This is a genomic window from Geomonas ferrireducens (genome assembly GCF_004917065.1).
Classification (GTDB): Bacteria; Desulfobacterota; Desulfuromonadia; order Geobacterales; family Geobacteraceae; genus Geomonas; species Geomonas ferrireducens.
The window spans coordinates 1,729,693-1,749,163 of sequence record NZ_SSYA01000001.1 but is presented as its reverse complement, the minus strand read 5'-3'; the positions used below and the strand labels follow the sequence as shown (position 1 = coordinate 1,749,163).

The 19,471-nt window shown below is 61.8% G+C and carries 16 protein-coding genes; 15 read left to right on the top strand and 1 reads right to left on the bottom strand.

Annotated features, from left to right (window positions below):
• Positions 1 to 11: 11 nt before the first annotated feature.
• From E8L22_RS07635 to ybgC, 15 genes are all read left to right on the top strand, one after another.
• Positions 12 to 1,151, top strand: a complete 1,140-nt coding sequence (locus E8L22_RS07635; RefSeq protein WP_136524581.1) for a hybrid sensor histidine kinase/response regulator — start codon at positions 12 to 14, stop codon at positions 1,149 to 1,151.
• 97 nt (positions 1,152 to 1,248) lie between these two features.
• The gene (gene argB, locus E8L22_RS07630) at positions 1,249 to 2,127 is read left to right on the top strand and encodes an acetylglutamate kinase (RefSeq protein WP_136524580.1); all 879 of its coding nucleotides are present in this window, start codon (positions 1,249 to 1,251) and stop codon (positions 2,125 to 2,127) included.
• Between the two features lie 231 nt (positions 2,128 to 2,358).
• Positions 2,359 to 3,552, top strand: coding sequence for an acetylornithine transaminase (locus tag E8L22_RS07625; RefSeq protein WP_136524579.1), 1,194 nt, complete (start codon positions 2,359 to 2,361; stop codon positions 3,550 to 3,552).
• A gap of 196 nt (positions 3,553 to 3,748) precedes the next feature.
• On the top strand, positions 3,749 to 4,660 hold the full coding sequence (argF, locus tag E8L22_RS07620) for an ornithine carbamoyltransferase (RefSeq protein WP_136524578.1): 912 nt from the start codon (positions 3,749 to 3,751) through the stop codon (positions 4,658 to 4,660).
• Between the two features lie 59 nt (positions 4,661 to 4,719).
• Positions 4,720 to 5,937 carry an argininosuccinate synthase gene (locus E8L22_RS07615; protein WP_136524577.1) on the top strand — a complete coding sequence of 406 codons (1,218 nt, stop codon included), beginning with the start codon at positions 4,720 to 4,722 and terminating at the stop codon, positions 5,935 to 5,937.
• A 61-nt stretch (positions 5,938 to 5,998) separates the two neighbouring features.
• The gene (locus E8L22_RS07610; protein WP_136524845.1) at positions 5,999 to 6,427 is read left to right on the top strand and encodes an NUDIX domain-containing protein; all 429 of its coding nucleotides are present in this window, start codon (positions 5,999 to 6,001) and stop codon (positions 6,425 to 6,427) included.
• 126 nt (positions 6,428 to 6,553) lie between these two features.
• Entirely contained in the window at positions 6,554 to 7,696 is a 1,143-nt protein-coding gene (locus E8L22_RS07605) for a hypothetical protein (RefSeq protein WP_136524576.1), read from the top strand.
• Between the two features lie 295 nt (positions 7,697 to 7,991).
• Complete coding sequence (gene argH / locus E8L22_RS07600) at positions 7,992 to 9,368, top strand: argininosuccinate lyase (protein ID WP_136524575.1); 1,377 nt, start codon at positions 7,992 to 7,994, stop codon at positions 9,366 to 9,368.
• A gap of 2 nt (positions 9,369 to 9,370) precedes the next feature.
• Positions 9,371 to 10,141, top strand: coding sequence for a fibronectin type III domain-containing protein (locus tag E8L22_RS07595; RefSeq protein ID WP_136524574.1), 771 nt, complete (start codon positions 9,371 to 9,373; stop codon positions 10,139 to 10,141).
• Between the two features lie 89 nt (positions 10,142 to 10,230).
• Entirely contained in the window at positions 10,231 to 10,518 is a 288-nt protein-coding gene (gene gatC / locus E8L22_RS07590) for an Asp-tRNA(Asn)/Glu-tRNA(Gln) amidotransferase subunit GatC (protein WP_136514922.1), read from the top strand.
• A gap of 63 nt (positions 10,519 to 10,581) precedes the next feature.
• The gene (gene gatA / locus E8L22_RS07585; protein WP_136524573.1) at positions 10,582 to 12,039 is read left to right on the top strand and encodes an Asp-tRNA(Asn)/Glu-tRNA(Gln) amidotransferase subunit GatA; all 1,458 of its coding nucleotides are present in this window, start codon (positions 10,582 to 10,584) and stop codon (positions 12,037 to 12,039) included.
• Positions 12,040 to 12,157: 118 nt separating this feature from the next.
• Positions 12,158 to 13,648 (top strand): Asp-tRNA(Asn)/Glu-tRNA(Gln) amidotransferase subunit GatB, encoded by a 1,491-nt coding sequence (gatB, locus tag E8L22_RS07580; protein WP_281282939.1) that lies wholly within the window; start codon positions 12,158 to 12,160, stop codon positions 13,646 to 13,648.
• A 153-nt stretch (positions 13,649 to 13,801) separates the two neighbouring features.
• Positions 13,802 to 14,842, top strand: coding sequence for an S-methyl-5-thioribose-1-phosphate isomerase (gene mtnA, locus E8L22_RS07575; protein WP_136524571.1), 1,041 nt, complete (start codon positions 13,802 to 13,804; stop codon positions 14,840 to 14,842).
• Positions 14,839 to 18,054, top strand: a complete 3,216-nt coding sequence (gene glnE / locus E8L22_RS07570; protein ID WP_136524570.1) for a bifunctional [glutamate--ammonia ligase]-adenylyl-L-tyrosine phosphorylase/[glutamate--ammonia-ligase] adenylyltransferase — start codon at positions 14,839 to 14,841, stop codon at positions 18,052 to 18,054. The genes mtnA and glnE overlap by 4 nt, the downstream gene beginning before the upstream one ends.
• Before the next feature lie 135 nt (positions 18,055 to 18,189).
• Positions 18,190 to 18,600 carry a tol-pal system-associated acyl-CoA thioesterase gene (ybgC, locus tag E8L22_RS07565; RefSeq protein ID WP_136524569.1) on the top strand — a complete coding sequence of 137 codons (411 nt, stop codon included), beginning with the start codon at positions 18,190 to 18,192 and terminating at the stop codon, positions 18,598 to 18,600.
• 347 nt (positions 18,601 to 18,947) lie between these two features.
• On the opposite strand, the gene lspA is transcribed toward ybgC, so the two are convergent.
• Positions 18,948 to 19,448, bottom strand: coding sequence for a signal peptidase II (gene lspA, locus E8L22_RS07560; protein ID WP_136524568.1), 501 nt, complete (start codon positions 19,446 to 19,448; stop codon positions 18,948 to 18,950).
• Positions 19,449 to 19,471: the final 23 nt, after the last annotated feature.

Sequence of the window (19,471 nt, the reverse complement as noted above, 5' to 3'; positions counted from 1 at the left end):
GGGACATGCCGATGCTCGAACTGACCTCCAACCAAAGTCTCGCCCCCCTGCAGGACAGGGAAAGGAAAACCGTCCTCCTCGTCGACGATGAAGCGGTGATCCGCGACCTGTGCAAGAGGGTCCTGAACGGCTACGACATCGTTGAGGCGGCGGACGGCCAGGAGGCGTACGAGATCTTCCTGCGCGGCGGCATCGACGTGATCCTGACCGACGTGATGATGCCGAGGCTGGACGGCATCGAACTGCTGAAGAAACTCAAGGAGCGTGAGCCGACCATGGTGGTGATCATCATGACCGGCTTCGCCGATAAAGACCTCATCCTGAAGGCGCTCAAGGCGGATGCGGACGACTTCATCACCAAGCCGCTCAACCTCCTGCAGCTCAAAAGCGCCATCGAAAAGGCCCTCGTCAAGAAGGCACTCAAGGAAGAGATCGCCAACCTGAGAAACCTCGACCGCTTCAAAACGGTCTTTCTCTCGCTCATCTCCCACAAGTTCCGCACGCCGATCACCTCGATCTCGCTTTTCCTGCAGAACTTAGCCTCGGGCATCATCGATCCTTCCGACGACGGTGCCAAAGAGCACATCAAGCTGATCTACAACGAGGCTTGCTACTTGGGGAACCTCGTCACCGACCTCCTCACCTTCTCCTCGGTCATGGACAGCGGCGGCGGCCTGCATCTGGAGCCGTGCACCTTGAACCTGCTCCTCCCCAAGATCCTGAGCGAGGCCTACATCATCGCCGCCCGCCCCGGTGTCACGACGCACATCACACAGCAGACGATCCCGGAGCTTATGCTGGACCGCGACAAGATCAGCTTCGCCCTGCGCCAGGTGATCGACAATGCCATCAAGTTTTCCAGGGAAGACGGCGTGGTATGCGTCAACATGCGAAACGCCGATGGCCAGTGCGAGATCAGCGTCGAAGACAACGGCATCGGCATCTCCAAGGATCAGTTACCCAAGCTCTTCGAGAAGTTCTACCAGGTCGACGCCGACCGGACCGGCCAGGTGCGCGGCTTCGGGCTCGGTCTCTTTTACGCCCGCGAGTTCATCCGCATGCACGGCGGCAGTATCAGCATCGAGAGCGAAGAGAACCAGGGGACCCGCGTCCTGATCACCCTTCCCAACACAGCAAGCCAAAGCCCCTGATAACCTTCAGTCTTAGCCCTGTTTCAAGTTGATTATTTCCCTCTATCTGCTATATTAACGTCTTTCTGTGCACTAATTAACGCTGGAAGAGGCACCTATGCAGCATCTCATAGAAAAGGCGAGCACTCTCATGGAGGCGCTCCCCTACATCAGACGTTTTTCCGGAAAGACCATCGTCATCAAGTATGGCGGTCACGCCATGGCAGAAGAGAAGCTCAGAAAGTCTTTTGCCCTAGACATAATCCTACTCAAATACATCGGCATCAACACCGTGGTAGTGCACGGCGGCGGTCCCCAGATCAACGAGACACTGAAGCGCTACGGCATCGTGTCGGAGTTCGTTCAAGGGATGCGTGTGACGGACGCGGAGACCATGGGGGTCGTCGAGATGGTGCTCACCGGCCAGGTGAACCGCGAGGTGGTCGGCTACATCAACCAGCACGGCGGCCGTGCCGCCGGTCTCTCCGGCAAGGACGGCAGCCTCCTTGTTTGCGAAAAACTGCTCCAGGAAATCCGACGACAGGACGGCGGGGTCGAGATGGTCGACATCGGCTTCGTGGGAGATGTCGTCGAAGTGAATCCCGCCATTTTGCAGGCATTGGAGAAGGGTGGCTTCATCCCGGTGATCGCACCGGTAGGTGTGGGGCGCGACGGGCAGAGTTACAACATCAACGCGGACGTGGTGGCCGGCAAGGTTGCCGCGGCGCTCGGGGCGGAGAAGTTGATCCTTTTGACCGACGTCTCCGGTGTGAAGGACAAGGAAGGGGAGTTGCTTTCCAGCATCCCGCTTGCCGACGTCCCCGCGCTGATCGAAAACGGCACCGTGACCGGGGGGATGATACCGAAGGTCACCTGCTGCACCGACGCGCTCGCCGCAGGCGTGAAGAAGGCCCACATCGTCGACGGCAGGATCGAGCACGCCATCCTTTTGGAGATCTTCACCAACGTCGGAATAGGGACGGAGATACAGGCTTAACGCTTAACTGCCGTTCAACGTTCAACGTTCGACGTTAAACAAGTGTTGTGCCGATGGTCATCTGACCGGTACGGCACGGGACTGCCGTTCAAGATTCAAAAGTCGATGTTCAACAACTGCCGCGCCTATGGCCTTTAACCGGTACGGCGCAGCCAAGGTGGAGACGCTTCTTACGGAGGTCTTCCATCGAACGTTGAACGCTGAACGTTGAACGGGGTTTCAGGAGGTTTTATGAATTCATCAGCATGGATCGAGAAGGGCGACAAATATATCATGAAGACGTACGGCCGGTACCCGCTGGTGCCGGTTAAGGGCGAGGGGTGCTACCTCTGGGATGCGGACGGCAAACGCTACCTCGACTTCCTGGCCGGGGTGGCCGTCAACAACCTGGGGCACTGCCACCCGAAGGTGACGGCAGCACTCGCCAAACAGGCCGCGGAGCTGATCCACTGCTCCAACTACTACAATATCCCGACCCAGATCGAGCTCGCCGAGCTCCTTTGCAACCTCTCCTTCGCCAACAAGGCCTTCTTCTGCAACTCGGGCGCTGAGGCGAACGAGGCGGCCATCAAGCTCGCCAGGAAGTACAGCCGTGAGAAGTACGGCGTCGACCGCTACGAGATCATCACCGCCATCTCCTCCTTCCACGGCCGGACCATGGCGACCGTCTCGGCCACCGGCCAGGAGAAGGTGCAGAAATTCTTCGATCCGCTCCTGCACGGCTTCCGTCACATCCCCTTCAACGACGCCCAGGCGCTCAGGGAGGCCATCGGCCCCTGCACCTGCGCCGTGATGCTGGAGCCGATCCAGGGCGAAGGGGGCGTGGTGGTCCCCGACGCGGCCTACTTCCAGGAAGTGCGCAAGATCTGCGACGAGAACAACCTCATCCTCATCTTCGACGAGGTGCAGGTCGGCATGGGGCGTACCGGCAAGATGTTTGCCCACGAACACTTCGGCATAACCCCTGACATCATGACGCTCGCCAAGGCGCTGGCAGGCGGCGCCCCGATCGGCGCCATGCTCGCCACCGACCGGCTTGCCGAATCCTTCACCCCGGGCACCCACGGCTCCACCTTCGGCGGCAACCCGCTCGTGACCGCCGCGGCAGTCGCCACGATCCGCGCGATCCAGGAGGAAGGGATCCTGAACCGGACCGAGGAGATGGGCGAGTACCTGATGGGCGAACTGGAAGCGCTGCACAAGAAGTTCCCGAGCCTCATCAAGGATGTGCGCGGTATCGGCCTCATGATCGGCGTCGAGCTCGCCATCCCCGGCGGCGACATCGTGAAGACGGCACTCTCGCGCGGGCTTCTTTTGAACTGCGCCCAAGAGAAGGTGCTCCGCTTCGTTCCGCCGCTCATCGTCGGCAAGAAGGAAGTGGACGACATGATCGCCGGGCTGACCGAGATCCTGGCCGCGCTATAAAGCTTTGATTTCTCCCTCACCCTGTCCACTCTCCTCCCCCCGGAGGGGGGAGGCAGGGAGGGGGGATTTCGCCGGCACCCTTCCCCCTCCCCTACCCTCCCCCTCCGGGAGAGGGAGAGTTTGCGGAAGAGGGAAATGACGTTTCAAGGTGCCCACATCCGGCACTATCAAAACAGAGAAGCGAGAACCGCATACCATGAAAAAAGACTTCCTGGCCCTGAGCCAGTTCACCAAAGCCGAGCTGGACGCCATGTTCGTCCTCTGCAAGGACCTCAAAGCCAAGACGAAGAGCGGCGTCGAGCATCACCTCTTGAAGGGCAAGTCGCTCGCCATGATCTTCGAGAAGTCCTCGACCCGCACCAGGATCTCCTTCGAGGTCGGCATGTACCAACTGGGCGGGCACCCGCTCTTCATCTCCAGCAAGGACTCCCAGATGGGTCGCGGCGAGCCGATCAAGGACACCGCCCGCGTCATGGCACGCTACTGCGACGGCGTCATGATCCGTACCTTCGCCCAGGAGACCGTCGAAGAGTTCGCGAAATACGCCTCCATCCCGGTCATCAACGGCTTGACCGACCTGCACCACCCCTGCCAGATCATGGCGGACGTCTTCACTGTGATCGAGCACAAAGGGAGCTACGACGGGCTCAAGTTCGCCTGGATCGGCGACGGAAACAACATGGCCAACTCCTGGATCGAGGCGGCCGCCATCTTCGGCTTCGACCTGACGCTTGCCTGCCCGGAAGGTTACGACCCGAACCCGCAGGTGCTCGAGTGGGCGAAGAATAACGGCTCATCCAAGATCGTGGTCGTCCGCGACCCCAAAGAGGCCGCGAAAGACGCCGACGTCCTCAACACCGACGTCTGGGCCAGCATGGGGCAGGAAGAGGAGCAGAAGATCCGCGAAAAGGCCTTCGCAGGCTATCAGCTCGACGAGAAGCTCCTCGCCCTCGCCAAGAAGGACGCCCTCGTACTGCACTGCCTCCCCGCGCACCGCGGCGAGGAGATCAGCGACGGCGTGATCGAAGGCCCCAACTCCGTCGTATGGGACGAAGCAGAGAACCGCCTGCACGTGCAAAAGGCCATCATGGCCACCTTGATGAAATAAAGAACAGACGGCCATACCCGAAAGGGACGGCCCGCCGATCAACGACCAAAGGAGAACCCATGGCAAAGAAAGAAGTGAAAAAGATCGTCCTCGCCTACTCGGGCGGGCTTGACACCTCCATCATCCTCAAGTGGCTCAAGAACGAGTACGGCTGCGAGGTGGTGACGTTCTCCGCAGACCTCGGCCAGGGCGACGAGCTCGAGCCGGTACGCGAGAAGGCATTCAAGACCGGCGCCGACAAGGTGTATATCGACGATCTGCGCGAGGAGTTCGTGCGCGACTTCGTGTACCCGATGTTCCGCGCCAACGCGATCTACGAGGGTTCCTACCTGCTCGGCACCTCCATCGCCCGCCCGCTCATCGCCAAGCGCCAGATGGAAATCGCGCAGATCGAGGGTTGCGACGCCGTTTCCCATGGCGCGACCGGCAAGGGCAACGACCAGGTGCGCTTCGAGCTTGCCTACTATCACTTCAACCCAGCCATCACCGTGGTCGCACCGTGGAGGGAGTGGAAGCTCAACTCCCGCCAGGCGCTGATCAACTACGCGAAGAGAAACGACATCCCGATCCCGATCACCAAGAAGCGTCCCTGGTCTTCCGACAGGAACCTCCTGCACATCTCCTTCGAGGGCGGCATCCTGGAAGACACCTGGCTGGAGCCGCCCGAGAACATGTACGTGCTCACCAAGTCGCCGGAGAAGGCCCCCAACAAGCCGCAGTACATCGAGATCGAGTTCGAGAAGGGTAACGCGGTCGCCGTCGACGGCGTGCGCATGTCCCCGGCGGAGCTTCTGGCCCACCTGAACACCATCGGCGGCGAGCACGGCATCGGCCGTGTCGACCTCCTCGAGAACCGCTCGGTCGGCATGAAGTCCCGCGGCGTCTACGAGACCCCGGGCGGCACCATCCTGCGCGAAGCCCACATGGCGGTCGAGCAGATCACCATGGACCGCGAAGTCATGCACCTGAGGGATTCCCTGATCCCGCGCTACGCCGAGATGATCTACAACGGCTACTGGTTCTCGCCTGAGCGCGAGATGATGCAGTGCATGATCGACGACTCGCAGAAGACCGTGAACGGCGTCGCACGCCTCAAGCTCTACAAGGGTCACGTGCGCACCGTGGGCAGGAAGTCGGAGTCCGACTCCCTCTTCAACCTCGACTTCGCGACCTTCGAGAAGGACCAGGTTTACAACCAGGCGGATGCCGAGGGCTTCATCAAGCTGAACTCGCTCAGGCTCAGGATCCGCTCCCTGATGCTGGCCAACAAGAAGTAGGTAAAGGGAAGTATCTGGAGGCTCATAGGGGCACGAGACACTCGTGCCCCTATCCGTGTATATGGAGCAAAACGGTTTCAAGGCGAGTCACATCGTCACTTCGGTGGTCGCGGTCATAATCGACAACGACGGCCGGGTGCTCCTCACCAAGAGGAACGTACCCCCTTTCCAGGGGGAATGGGTGATGCCCGGCGGCAAGATCGACCTCGGTGAACCGATCGTGGCGGCCCTCAAGCGCGAGGTCCGGGAAGAGGTCGGCCTCGAGGTGGAAGTGGGAGACCTGATCGACGTCTTCGAACACGTGACGCCGGGAGAGGACAACTATCACTTCATCATCATCTATTACCGGTGCACGCCGCTTTACTGCGACGTGAACCACAACAAGGACGAAGTGGCCGAGGCCCGCTGGGTCGAACCGGGCGAACTGGAGCAGTACAAGATCCCCGCCGGCGCCCGCTTCATCCTTACGAAGATCTTTGAAAGCAATTGACGATTGACAATTGATACGGCGACCTGCCACTTCATACCGGCAAAGCGCAGCGTCGTGACAATTGGCACTTGTCTCCGGGCGTTAATTGTCAATTAGTCAATTTTCCATTGTCAATCGGGGTGCTGCTTGGTCAAGATCGTCGAGAAACAGGTCCAGCTTGATTTCCCCCTCGGGCATCACCTGCACTGCCTCATCGCGCAGATACCGAACCGATTGCAGCGCCGCGATCACCTGTTCACGCTCGCCGACGTCGAGGAGCAGTGGCGCCTGGTGCGCAGCGTGCTCGACCTGGTCGCCGAAGGCTCCGGCAACCTGAAGCGACTGCACTTCCTGATGTTCCCCGAGACCTCGGTACCGCTCTCCCGGTTCGACGACCTTCTGAACATCATCGGCGAGCGTTTCCGCCCCAACACGGTCACCATGTTCGGGCTGGAACAGATCCGCCTGGAGCAGTACCGGGCGCTGCTCAGACGCTTCGAGGAGGACAACGCCGAGGCGCTCGACTGCGTGGAACGCGACATCGACTCGGGCGACATCCTGGGTATGCCGGTCAACTGGTGCTGCATCGCCATCAAGGAGCGTGACGGGCGGCTCAGGGTCTTTCTGGAGGCGAAGACGCACCCTTTCCGGGGCGAGGAGTTCCTGGACAAGGACCACGACCTGTACCGGGGGCGGCACTTCTACCTGTTCCGCGCCCAGCCGGCCTGCTTCAATTTCATGACGGTCATCTGCCTTGATTACCTGTACCGGGACCTCTACTCCTCCAACATCAAGCAGATCATCGATCACGCGGACCGGCTCTTCTTCACCATGAGGCAGTCGCTCGACGCCCTCTTCGTGATCCAGTGCAACCCGAAGCCCGAGCACCGCTCCTATCGCGAGGTGCTCACCGGCTTCTACGGCGAGTTCTTGGAGGACACCCCCGGCGTGCGGGAGACGGTGACCGTCTTCGGCAACTGCTCGGACGAAAGCGAGATCGAAGGGGTGCGTTGCCAGAGCTGTTACGGGGTTTCCTTCGTGGCGATCAGCGCGCGCCACAAGATGTCCCCCTTCCAGGACCGTGAGTTCGCCAGCGACGACTTCGAGGGCGCACCGGTCTGCCGCCTGCGCTTCGGCACGGGAACGAGGCTTTACTACTTCAACCTGCCGCTCTACCACGAACTCGACCCGAGAAGCTCGCGGGTCCCCTTGAAGGTGCACTCGGTGCTGCGCTGGGCCGACGATGCCGGATGGGTCAAGGTGGGCGACGGCGAGGGGCAGGTTTTGTAAAAAGCTATTCAACGCAAAGACGCAAAGGCGCGGAGACGCAAAGAAAGTCTTAGAGGGTTAAAACCTTTGCCTGTTCCTGGTTTCCTAGCGTCTTGGCGGCTTTGCGCCTTTGCGTTAGGTCGTTAATGTTTTACGGGATTCAAAGGCAAAGGCTTCAACGCAAGGGCGCGGAGACGCAAAGTAAAAACTAGGGACGGGTAAAACTAATGTTTTTCTTTGCGCCTTAGCGCCTTAGCGTCTTTGCGTTAAAGAAGTTGCAGTTCCACCAAAAATCAGCAGCAGGAGACCGAAAGACATGTCCAAAGACAAACTGTGGGGCGGACGCTTCACCCAGCCCACCGACAAGTTCGTAGAAGAGTTCACCGCCTCCATCAACTTCGACAAGCGCCTGTACCACCAGGACATCCGCGGCTCCATCGCCCACGCCACCATGCTCGGCAAGCAGGGGATCATCCCGGTTGCGGACGTCGAGGCAATCGTGCACGGCCTCAGGGAAATCCTGGACAAAATCGAGGCGGGCGATTTCGACTTCTCGGTCTCCCTGGAAGACATCCACATGAACATCGAGGCGCGCCTCTCCGAGAAGATCGGCGACGCAGGCAAGAGGCTCCACACCGGCCGCTCCAGAAACGACCAGGTCGCCCTCGACATCCGCCTCTACATGCGTGACGAGCTGGTGGAGATCTCCGCCTACATCGACCTCCTGATCGACTCTCTCATCTACCAGGCAGAAGAGAACCTGGGCGTTATCATGCCCGGCTTCACCCACCTGCAGACCGCGCAGCCGATCCTCTTCTCGCACCACATGATGGCCTACCACGAGATGCTCAAGCGCGACAAGGGGCGCATGGAAGACTGCCTGAAGCGCACCAACGTGCTGCCGCTCGGCGCGGGCGCCCTGGCCGGGACCACCTTCCCGATCGACCGCGAACACGTGGCGGAGCTTCTGGAGTTCCCCGAGGTGAGCAGAAACTCCCTCGACTCGGTCTCCGACCGCGACTTCGCCCTCGAATTCTGCGCCGCCGCCTCGATCCTGATGATGCACCTCTCCCGCTTCGCCGAGGAGCTCATCCTCTGGTCCACGAGCGAGTTCAAGTTCGTTGATCTCTCCGATTCCTTCTGCACCGGCTCCTCCATCATGCCGCAGAAGAAAAACCCGGACGTCCCGGAGCTCGTGCGCGGCAAGACCGGCCGTGTCTACGGCAACCTCATGTCCCTGCTCACGCTGATGAAGTCGCTCCCGCTCGCCTACAACAAGGACATGCAGGAGGACAAGGAGCCGCTCTTCGACACCATCGACACCGTGAAAGGGTCGCTGAAGATCTTCGCGGACATGGTGCGCGAGATGCAGGTGAACGCGGAGCGTATGAAGGTCGCGGCCGCCGCCGGGTTCTCCACCGCGACCGACGTGGCGGACTACCTGGTCAGGAAGGGGATCCCGTTCCGCGATGCGCACGAGATCGTGGGCAAGGCGGTGCGTTACTGCATCGAGAACGAGATGGACATCCCGGAGCTCTCCCTCGCCGAATGGCAGATCTTCTCCGGGCGCATCGAGGACGACATCTTTGACGCAATCACCCTCGAAGCATCAGTCAACGCACGCAAGGCGACCGGCGGCACCGCACTCGAGAGGGTGAAGGCCGAAATCGCCCGGGCGAAGGAAGGACGTTAGCCGTGGCGGCATCGCGTCGACTCCTTCCCGCCGTGGCAGTTGCGGCGTCGCTTGCCATCCTTGCCGGATGCGGCAAAAAAGGAACGCTCGTCCCCCCCGAGGCGCTGGTCCCGGCACCGATCACCTCGCTCGCCGTGGCGCAAAAGGGAGGAGAACTCCAGGTGAGCTGGAGCGGACCCGGCAAGCAGGAGGGAGGCGGTAAGCTCGAGAACCTCGCCGGCTTTCTACTGTTCCGGCGCAACGTGCTCCCACCCAGCGAGGACTGCGAGGAGTGCCCCGGCGCCTACAGCCAGCTCACCAAGGTGGATCTGGAGCTTCCCGAAAAGGTACGCCGTGCCGGCGGGCTCTGGATCTACGACGACTTCGACCTGCAGAAGGGGCGGACCTACCAGTACAAGGTGCGCTCTTACAGCAAGGACGGGGCGCAGAGCAAGGACTCCAACAAGGTGCGGCGCTCCGCGGTCACGCCCCCGCTTCCTCCGGTGCTCGAGGCGCACGGCTCTCCCAACGAAGTGGAACTGACCTACGTCGCCCTCCCCCCCGAGGAGGGAACCTTCGTCGGCTACAACATCTACAAGAGCAAGAAGGACGAACCGGTGCCGCTCGCTCCGGTCAACAAGGAGCCGCTTGCCGGTACCACCTACCGGGACCAGGAGCTGGTGCTCGGGTTGACCTACCGCTACACGGTGACGAGCGTTGCCAAGGTCGGCGCCGACACCGTCGAGAGCGCCCCCTCCAATGTCGTAGAAGCCGGGCTCGTGCTGCCGGAGTAGGCACGTTGCCTTTTCAGGTGGTTCATGATAATAACCGGGAACGCTAAATAACATGAAGACGCCCTTCGCGGGGCGTATTTGGAGCAGGCATGAAGATTACAAGAGCAGAGGTCGAACACGTAGCACGGCTCGCCCGACTGGAGCTTACCGACGCGGAGCTGGATACCTTCACCGGCCAGATGGACGGCATCCTCGCCTACGTCGAGAAGCTGAACGCACTGGACACCGACGGCATCGTCCCCACCTCGCACGCGGTCCCCATGGAGAACGCCTTCAGGGCCGACGAGCCGACCGGCTCGATCGGCGTGGAAAACGCCCTCGCCAACGCGCCGCAGCGCGCCGAGAGCTTCTTCAGGGTGCCGAAGGTCATCGAATAGTCAGTCTAGTCTGACCAGTCCGACAGGTCCGACTGGTCGGACACTACAAGATCGGAGTGTTTAATGGAAATTTTCGACCTTACCATACACGAGCTGCACGACAAGCTTAAGGCGAAGGAGGTCTCCTCGGTGGAGGCTACCCGCGCCATGCTGGACCGCATCGAGGCCGTGGACGGCCAGGTGAACGCCTACATCACGGTGACCCCGGAGCAGGCACTAGTCGAGGCGGAAGCCGCGGACCGCCGCATCGCTGCAGGCGACATCGCCCCCCTCACCGGTATCCCGATGGGGCTCAAGGACATCTTCATCACCAAGGGGATCCGCACCACCTGCGGCTCCCGCATCCTGGAAAACTTCGTCCCTCCCTACGACGGCACCGCGGTCGCCAAGCTGAAGGAACAGGGCGCGGTCATCGTGGGGAAGCTGAACCAGGATGAATTCGCCATGGGGAGCTCCAACGAGTCCTCCTATTTCGGCCCGGTGAAAAACCCCTGGAACCTCGAGTGCACCCCGGGCGGCTCCTCCGGCGGCTCCGCCGCTGCCATCGCCGCGCGCACCGCTACCGCGACGCTTGGCACCGACACCGGCGGGTCCATCCGCCAGCCGGCCTCGCACTGCTCCTGCGTCGGCGTGAAGCCGACCTACGGCCGCGTCTCCCGCTACGGAGTCATCGCCTACGCCTCCTCGCTCGACCAGGTTGGCCCGCTCACCCGCGACGTTACCGATGCCGCCCTGCTCCTCGGTGCGGTCGCCGGCTACGATCCCAAGGACTCCACCTCGGTCAACACCCCGGTGCCGGACTACCTCGCGGGGCTTAAGAGCGGCGGCAAGGGGCTCAAGATCGGCCTTCCCAAGCAGTACTTCATCGAAGGACTCGACCCGGACGTGAAGCGCGCCATGGACGAGGCGATCGCGCTGTACAAGAGCCTGGGCGCCGAACTGCGCGAGGTGAGCCTGCCGCACACCGAGTACGCCGTCGCCACCTACTACCTGATCGCCACCGCCGAGGCATCCTCGAACCTCGCCCGTTACGACGGCGTCCGCTTCGGCCACCGCGCCGATGAGATCCGGGGCCTGAAGGAGATGTACGCGAAGACCCGCGCCGAAGGGTTCGGCTCGGAGGTGAAGCGCAGGATCATGCTCGGCACCTACGCGCTTTCCTCCGGCTACTACGACGCCTACTACGTAAAGGCCCAGAAGGTCCGGACACTGATCATGCAGGACTTCCTGAACGCCTTCAACGAGGTGGACGTGCTGCTCACCCCGATCGCGCCGACCCCGCCCTTCAAGATCGGCGAGAAGCTGGCCGACCCGCTGCAGATGTATCTTTCCGACATCTTCACCATTCCGGTGAACCTGGCCGGGACCTGCGGCATCAGCATCCCCGCCGGTTTCAGTGCGGCGGGACTTCCCATCGGGCTGCAGCTGATCGGCAAACCGTTCGGCGAAGCGACCATCCTCTCCACCGCGTACGCGTTCGAGCAGGAGACCCAGTGGCACCTGAAGAAGGCGCCGCTGTAAAACCAAAACCTGAAAGCTCAACACGGAGTACTCGGAGGTACACAGAGGTTCACAGAGGAAAGGCAAACTTCAGGGTTTTAAACCAAAACCTTTTTGCTTCTCCTCTGTGCCCTCCGTGATCCTCGGTGCCCTCTGTGTTCATGCTTTTGCTTTAGACGGAGCCACTATGAAATATCAGGTCGTCATCGGGCTTGAGGTACACACCCAGCTCACCACCAACACCAAGATCTTCTGCGGCTGCTCGACGAAGTTCGGCTCGGAGCCGAACTCCCAGACTTGCCCGGTTTGCCTAGGCTTCCCCGGCGCGCTTCCGGTCCTGAACCGGCAGGTGGTGGAATACGCCATCCGCGCGGGCCTCGCCACCAACTGCTCCATCACCCAGAGAAACGTCTTCGCCCGGAAGAACTACTTCTACCCGGACCTCCCCAAGGGGTACCAGATCAGCCAGTTCGACCTCCCCATCTGCCAGCACGGTCACCTCGACATCGAGGTTGAAGGGGAAACGAAGCGGATCGGCATCACCCGCATCCACATGGAGGAGGACGCCGGCAAGCTGGTGCACGCCGACATCTCCGAGGTGGGGGACGATTCCTGTGTCGACCTGAACCGCGCCTGCACGCCGCTTCTCGAGATCGTCTCCGAGCCGGACATGCGCTCCCCGGACGAGGCGATCGCGTATCTCAAGAAGCTGCACCAGATCGTCATGTACCTCGGCATCTGCGACGGCAACCTCGAGGAGGGAAGCTTCCGCTGCGACGCGAACGTCTCGCTCATGCCGGTAGGCTCCACCGTCTTCGGCACCCGCGCGGAGCTCAAGAACATCAACTCCTTCAAGTTCATCAAGCAGGCGATCGAGTACGAGATCGAGCGTCAGGCCGAGATCCTCGACGATGGCGGCAAGGTGATCCAGGAGACCCGCCTCTTCGACCCGAACACCGGCACCACCCGCTCCATGCGCGGCAAAGAGGAGGCCCACGACTACCGCTACTTCCCGGACCCGGACCTCGTCCCGGTGCTGATCGCGGACCAGTGGATCGAGGACGTGCGCGCCGAGCTCCCCGAGCTTCCGGAGGCGAAGCGTGCCCGCTACGTCGCCGAGCTTGGGCTTCCCGAGTACGACGCCGAGGTGCTTGCATCGAGCCGCGAACTCGCCCAGTACTACGAGGAGACCGTCGCCCTCTTCCCGCAGGCTAAGATCGTTTCCAACTGGGTCATGGGCGAGGTGGCACGCGCCCTGAACGACGACAACAACCGCTCCATCACCGACTGCCCGGTCACCCCTGCCCTCCTCGCCGACCTTCTGAAGCTCATGGAGAAGGGAACCATCTCCGGCAAGATCGCGAAGACCGTCTTCGACGAGATGTACAAGACCGGCAAGGCGCCGGAGAAGATCGTCGAGGAGAAGGGGCTGGTGCAGGTCTCCGACACCGGTGCCATCGAGGCCATGGTCGACGAGGTGCTGAACAACAACCCCGGCCAGGTCGAGCAGTACCGCGGCGGCAAGGAGACCGTTTTCGGCTTCTTCGTAGGCCAGGTGATGCGCGCCTCCAAAGGGAAGGCGAACCCGGCGGTGGTGAACGAGCTGCTGCTTAAGAAACTGAAAGCATAAAGACCAGACAAGGCAATTAACGCAAAGACGCCAAGGCGCGAAGACGCGGAGAAAAGCTATTCGGGATTAAGGCCTTAAACCCGTTTTCCGGTTTACCCTTTGCGTCTCTGCGGCTTTGCGTCTTTGCGTTAAAGCTTTAAAACGAGGTGGACGATGTCCTTCAGAACCATAGAGTGGCGCGACAACAAGGTGATCATGATAGACCAGACGAGGCTCCCCGCCGAGGAGGTCTACAACGAGTACACCGACTTCCAGGGGGTCGCCGAAGCGATCCGCGGCATGGTGGTTCGTGGAGCCCCGGCCATCGGCATCGCCGCCGCCATGGGGGTCGCCCTCGGCGCCCGCGAGATCATCGCCGACGGCTTCGACACCTTCTACCGCCAGCTCGAAAACGTCTGCGACGTGTTAGGCCGCACCCGCCCCACCGCGGTCAACCTCTTCTGGGGACTGGAGCGCATGAAGCGCGTGGCGCTGCAGCACAAGGAACTGGACCTGCACTCGATCCGCGAGCTTCTGAAGGCCGAGGCGATCAGCATTGAGGCGGAGGACCTCGCCATCTGCAAGGAGATCGGCCGCCACGGCGCCGCCCTCGTCAAGGAGGGGGCTTCCATTCTCACCCACTGCAACGCCGGAGGGCTTGCCACCGCGGGCTACGGTACCGCGCTCGGCGTGATCCGCGGCGCCCACGAGGCGGGCAAGAACATCCGCGTCTTCGCCGACGAAACCCGCCCCTGGCTCCAGGGTGCGCGCCTCACCGCCTGGGAGCTGATGAAGGACTCCATTCCTGTCACCCTCATCTCGGACAACATGGCCGGCTGGCTCATGAAGAGCGGGCAGATCGACTTCTGCGTCGTCGGCGCCGACCGCATCGCCGCAAACGGCGACACGGCGAACAAGATCGGCACCTACAGCGTCGCCGTCCTCGCCAAGGAGAACCGGATCCCGTTCTACGTCGCGGCCCCCATCTCCACCCTCGACCTGAAACTTTCCAACGGCGACCAGATCCCGATAGAGGAACGCGCCCCGGAAGAGGTGACCAAGGTGCAGGGGGTAACCATCGCGCCCGAAGGGGTCAAGGTCAGAAACCCTGCCTTCGACGTCACCCCCGCCCGCTACATCACCGGCATCATCACCGAAAAAGGGGTGGTGCGCGGCGATTACGAGAAGGAACTCAGAGCACTGGTCGGGCTATGAGCCGCCTTTCCGACCTCGCCGCACTGCTGCTGTCCGCCCTGTCGCAGCCGGACAAAGGTGACCTCCCACATCTCCTGGAGCAGGGAGGCTTCAGCTACGGTGCACGCACGGTCGAGAACCTTAGGCTTCTTTCCGAAGTACTGCCGGGCGAGCGGCTTGTCGAGGTGGCCATCGCCTCGCTCGCCGCTCCCATGCCTGACATGGCGTTGAACGGCCTCGAGCGCATCAGCACCATCGTCACGCGCGACATGCTCGTCAACCTCTGCTCACGCCGCGCGCTCACCGCGCAGCTCATGAACATCTGCGGTTCCTCCCCCTTCCTCACCACCATCATCTGCCGCGATCCCTCGGCACTGCAGCGACTCTTCATGGACCGCGAGATCATGATCCGGCGCACCGAAGAGGAGATGCTGGAGGCCCTGCGCCTGCGCATCCCGGAAGGGACCGGGTACGCCGAGATCTTCTCCCACCTGCGCCGTTTCAAGTACGCCGAGATGCTGCGCATAGCCGCCCGCGACCTGAACGGCCTCGCCCCGCTGGAGGAAGTCACCGCGGAGCTTTCCTCCCTTGCGGCCGCGACGCTGCAGATCGCCTACGAGACCGCCTACCGCGAGCTCGTGCGCGAACACGGCACCCCGATGGAAGAGGGGGCCGACGGACCGGTGCCGGCGGAGTTCACCATCATCGGCATGGGGAAATTCGGCGGGCGGGAACTCAACTTCTCCTCCGACATCGACCTCATCTACTTCTACTCGTCCGACAAGGGAGAATGCACCGGCGTCCCCGACGGACGCGGCGGCTTCAGGAACAAGCTGTCCCTGCACGCCTTCTTCGTGAAACTCTCCGAGATGGTGAGCCGCGCCATCTCCCAGGTCACCGAGGACGGCTTCGTCTTCCGCGTCGACATGGGATTACGACCCGACGGCAAGGGTGGGGACCTCGCCACCTCGATGCGCTCCGCCGAGGTGTACTACGAGGCTTGGGGACAGTCGTGGGAGCGCGCCGCCATGATGAAAGCGCGTCCCGTGGCGGGTTCCATCGAGCTTGGTGAGCGCCTGCTCGCCGCGCTCACCCCATTCGTCTACCGCCGCTACCTCGATTACAACCTGATCGAGGACATGATGGCGATGAAGAAGAAGATCGACGCCTCGCTCGCCAGGAAGCAGGAGGGCGAGGTCAACATCAAGCTCGGCCGCGGCGGCATCCGCGAGATCGAGTTCTTCATCCAGGCCCTGCAACTGGTCTACGCCGGGAAGAACCCGCAGTTGAGGGAGCGCAACTCGCTCAAGGCCCTGAAGACCCTGTACCAGGCCCGCCTCATCAAGGAGATCGATTGCGCCTCGCTCTCCGACGCCTACCGCTTCCTGCGCACCGTCGAGCACCGCATCCAGGTGGTGCAGGAGCGCCAGACCCACGCCCTGCCGCGCAAGGACGAGGAGCTTTTGGCCCTGGCGCGGCGCTGCGGTTACCTTAGAAAGGACGGGCTGCAGCGTTTCAGCGAGACGCTGGAGCGGCACCGCCGCGCCGTCTCCGCCATCTACGGCGACCTCTTCCTGTCCCGCGACGAGAAGATCAAGGAGGAGGTCCTCCCCGAGGTCCACTTCTTCTTCGACCATAACGCCGACCCCGACCTCATCAAGGACATGCTCGAGGAGCGTCGCTTCGAGCACCCGGACGCCGGCTACGAGAACCTCCTCGTGCTGCGCGACGGTCCGGCCAAGGTGAACCTCACCGAACAGGGGCGCCGCACCCTGGAGAAGATCGCGCCGCTCTTTTTGCAGGAGGTCTTCTCGGCTCCCGACCCCGACCTCGCCCTCACCAACCTGGAGCGTTTCCTCTCCTCGCAGCGCACCAGGTCCTCGATATACGCCCTGCTGGCCGAGAACCGGGACATCCTGAAACTACTCACCTCGCTTTTCGGGATGTCCGAGTTCCTCTCCAAGATCTTCATCGGGCACCCGGAACTGCTCGACAGCATGGCCTCGCACGGCTACGCCTACCTGCAAAAGGAACGCGCTGCCATGGCGAAGGAGCTGGATACCTTTCTCACCCAGGCGGACGGATTCGAGGAGCAGTTGGACGCCATGCGAAGCTACCGTCACGAGGAGTTCCTGCGCATCGGCATGAACGACATCTACGGCAAGATGAAGCAGCCGGAAGTAGCGCAGCAGCTGACCGATCTCGCCGACGTGACCCTCGCCGCCGCCTGCTGCATGGCGACCGGAGAACTCGCCCGTTTCGGGCGTCCGATGGTGGTCGAGGAGGACGGCACGAAGCACGAAGCCTCCTTCGCCATCGTCGCCATGGGGAAACTGGGGGGCTTCGAGCTCAACTACCACTCCGACCTCGATATCATCTATATCTACGACGGACAGGGGTTCACCGACGGCGAAAAGAGCATCACCAACCGCGAGTACTTCGCCAAACTGGGTCAGAAGATCATCCTGGTACTCACCACGCAGACCCGCGAGGGGTACGCCTACAAGATAGATACAAGGTTGCGCCCTTCCGGCAATGCAGGACCTCTCGTCACCTCGCTGGAATCCTTCCAGAGCTACCATGCCGACGAGGCGCAGATCTGGGAGCGCCAGGCGCTCACCAAGGCGCGGGTGACCTACGGCGATCCGCGCCTCAAGGCGGCCATCGAGCGGGTCATCGAGCAGACGGTGTACGGCGCGAGCGCCGACGAAGGAGTGCGCACGGAGATCCACCGGCTCAGGATGCGTATGGAGAACGAGCTCGCCAAGGAGTCGACCGGCAGCTACAACATCAAGACCGGGCGCGGCGGCATGGTGGACGTCGAGTTCATTATCCAGTTCCTGCAGCTCAAATACGGCTGCGAGCACGGTGAGATCCGCTGTCCCAACACCCTTGAAGCGATGGACGCCATGCGCATGCAAGGGCTTCTCAGCGAGCCGGATTACCAGGCCTTAGCCGAGGGGTACCGCTTCCTGCGCCGCCTGGAAAACCGGCTGAGGATCATCCACGACTACTCGATGAACGATCTGGGTGGACCACTCAAGTACCTGAACAAGCTGGCGCGACGTCTTGGTTACGATCCGATGCTCAAGAACCCGGGACAGGCTCTCATGGCCGATTACGAGCGGGTGACCGAGGCGGTACGCGAGGTGTACGGCAGGATACTCGGAGGCGAAGCTGGTGGACCGGCCGTTTCCGTTCCCAATTCCCCGCCCCAGGAGGGGGAGGGTTAGGGAGGGGGAGCGCAGCCTCTTTGACCGGCTCATCCCCCCTCCCAGCCTCCCCCCTCCGGGGGGAGGCGCAAGCGTCCTCAGGACCGAGGGCAATGGACCGACCCCGGCATGGGGTCTTTTTATTTAGGAGGCAACATGGAAGTAAGAATCTACTACGAGGATACCGACGCGGGCGGGGTGGTGTACCACTCCAATTACATAAGCTACATGGAGCGGGCGAGGACCGAATTTCTCAGGACGCACGGGCTTTCGGTGAGAGAGATGCACGACAAGGGAATCATCTTCCCCGTGGTGCACATCGACGCCAACTTCCGCGCACCGGCTCGGCTGGACGACCTGCTGGTGGTGCGTACCCAGATCGCGGTGCTGAAAAACAGCTCTTTCACGGTGGCGCAGCAGGTGGTTCGGAAGGATGACGAAAAACTGCTCGTGGAGGCGAGGGTGACGCTTGCCTGCGTCAGCCCGGAGATGAAGGCAAAGCGTTTGCCGAACGAGATCAGGGAACTGTTCACGAGGCTTCTGGAGGAGAACCCGCAGGAAGGTTGAGGCATCGATGACAGCCGTGCACTCACCCTCTGCGGAATGTATAGCAGTAATTCAGGGGAACCTAGCGACTCAGCCCCTCTTTCTGGAAAAAGAAGCCTTCATGCTCCCCCCTTTGCGAAGGGGGGACGGGGGGGATTTGCTTTTCCTCGACACATCAAACTATCTCTTCAAACCGCAGCCTCTTCCAGCTCCCTGTCTGTCTCGAATCTAACGATATGATCCTGGACCGCCATTTACCAACCAAGGCAAATCCCCCCTGCAAAGGGGGGGACGCAAGGCCGACTATGGTACTTCGTGGTCAGGCATGTATTTACGGACAGCTGCGCTTAGAAGGGAGTGAGTGTGCGTTAGTTGGCGGGGGGCGTCTTCTGCTTTTCCCGGCGCTCCTCGAGCAGCATGTCGATGGCCAGGATGAAAACGCCGACGCAGATGGCGGAATCGGCGATGTTGAAGGCGGGCCAGTGGTGCCCCTTCCAGTGCACGTCGAGGAAGTCGATCACCTCACCCAGACGGACGCGGTCGATCATGTTGCCGAGCGCGCCGGAGAAGATGAGCGACAACGAGGCCACGTTCAGCTTCTGGTCGTCGCGCAGCTTGCTGACCGCCACCAGGATGACCACGACGGCAACGGTCGACACCAGCAGGAAGAAGGGAAGCCGGTAGGCCGACGAGGAGAGTATGCCGAAGGCCGCCCCCTTGTTGCGCAGATAGGTGATGTTGAAGAGCCCCTCGATGACGGGGAAGGAGCTGTGCAGGGTCATGGACTTGTCGATGTAGACCTTGCTCACCTGGTCCAGCACCAGCACCAGCGCAGAGATCGCCGCGAGGATGATGTATTTGAGTTTCATAGGGTCCTTTAGGTCTGATATCC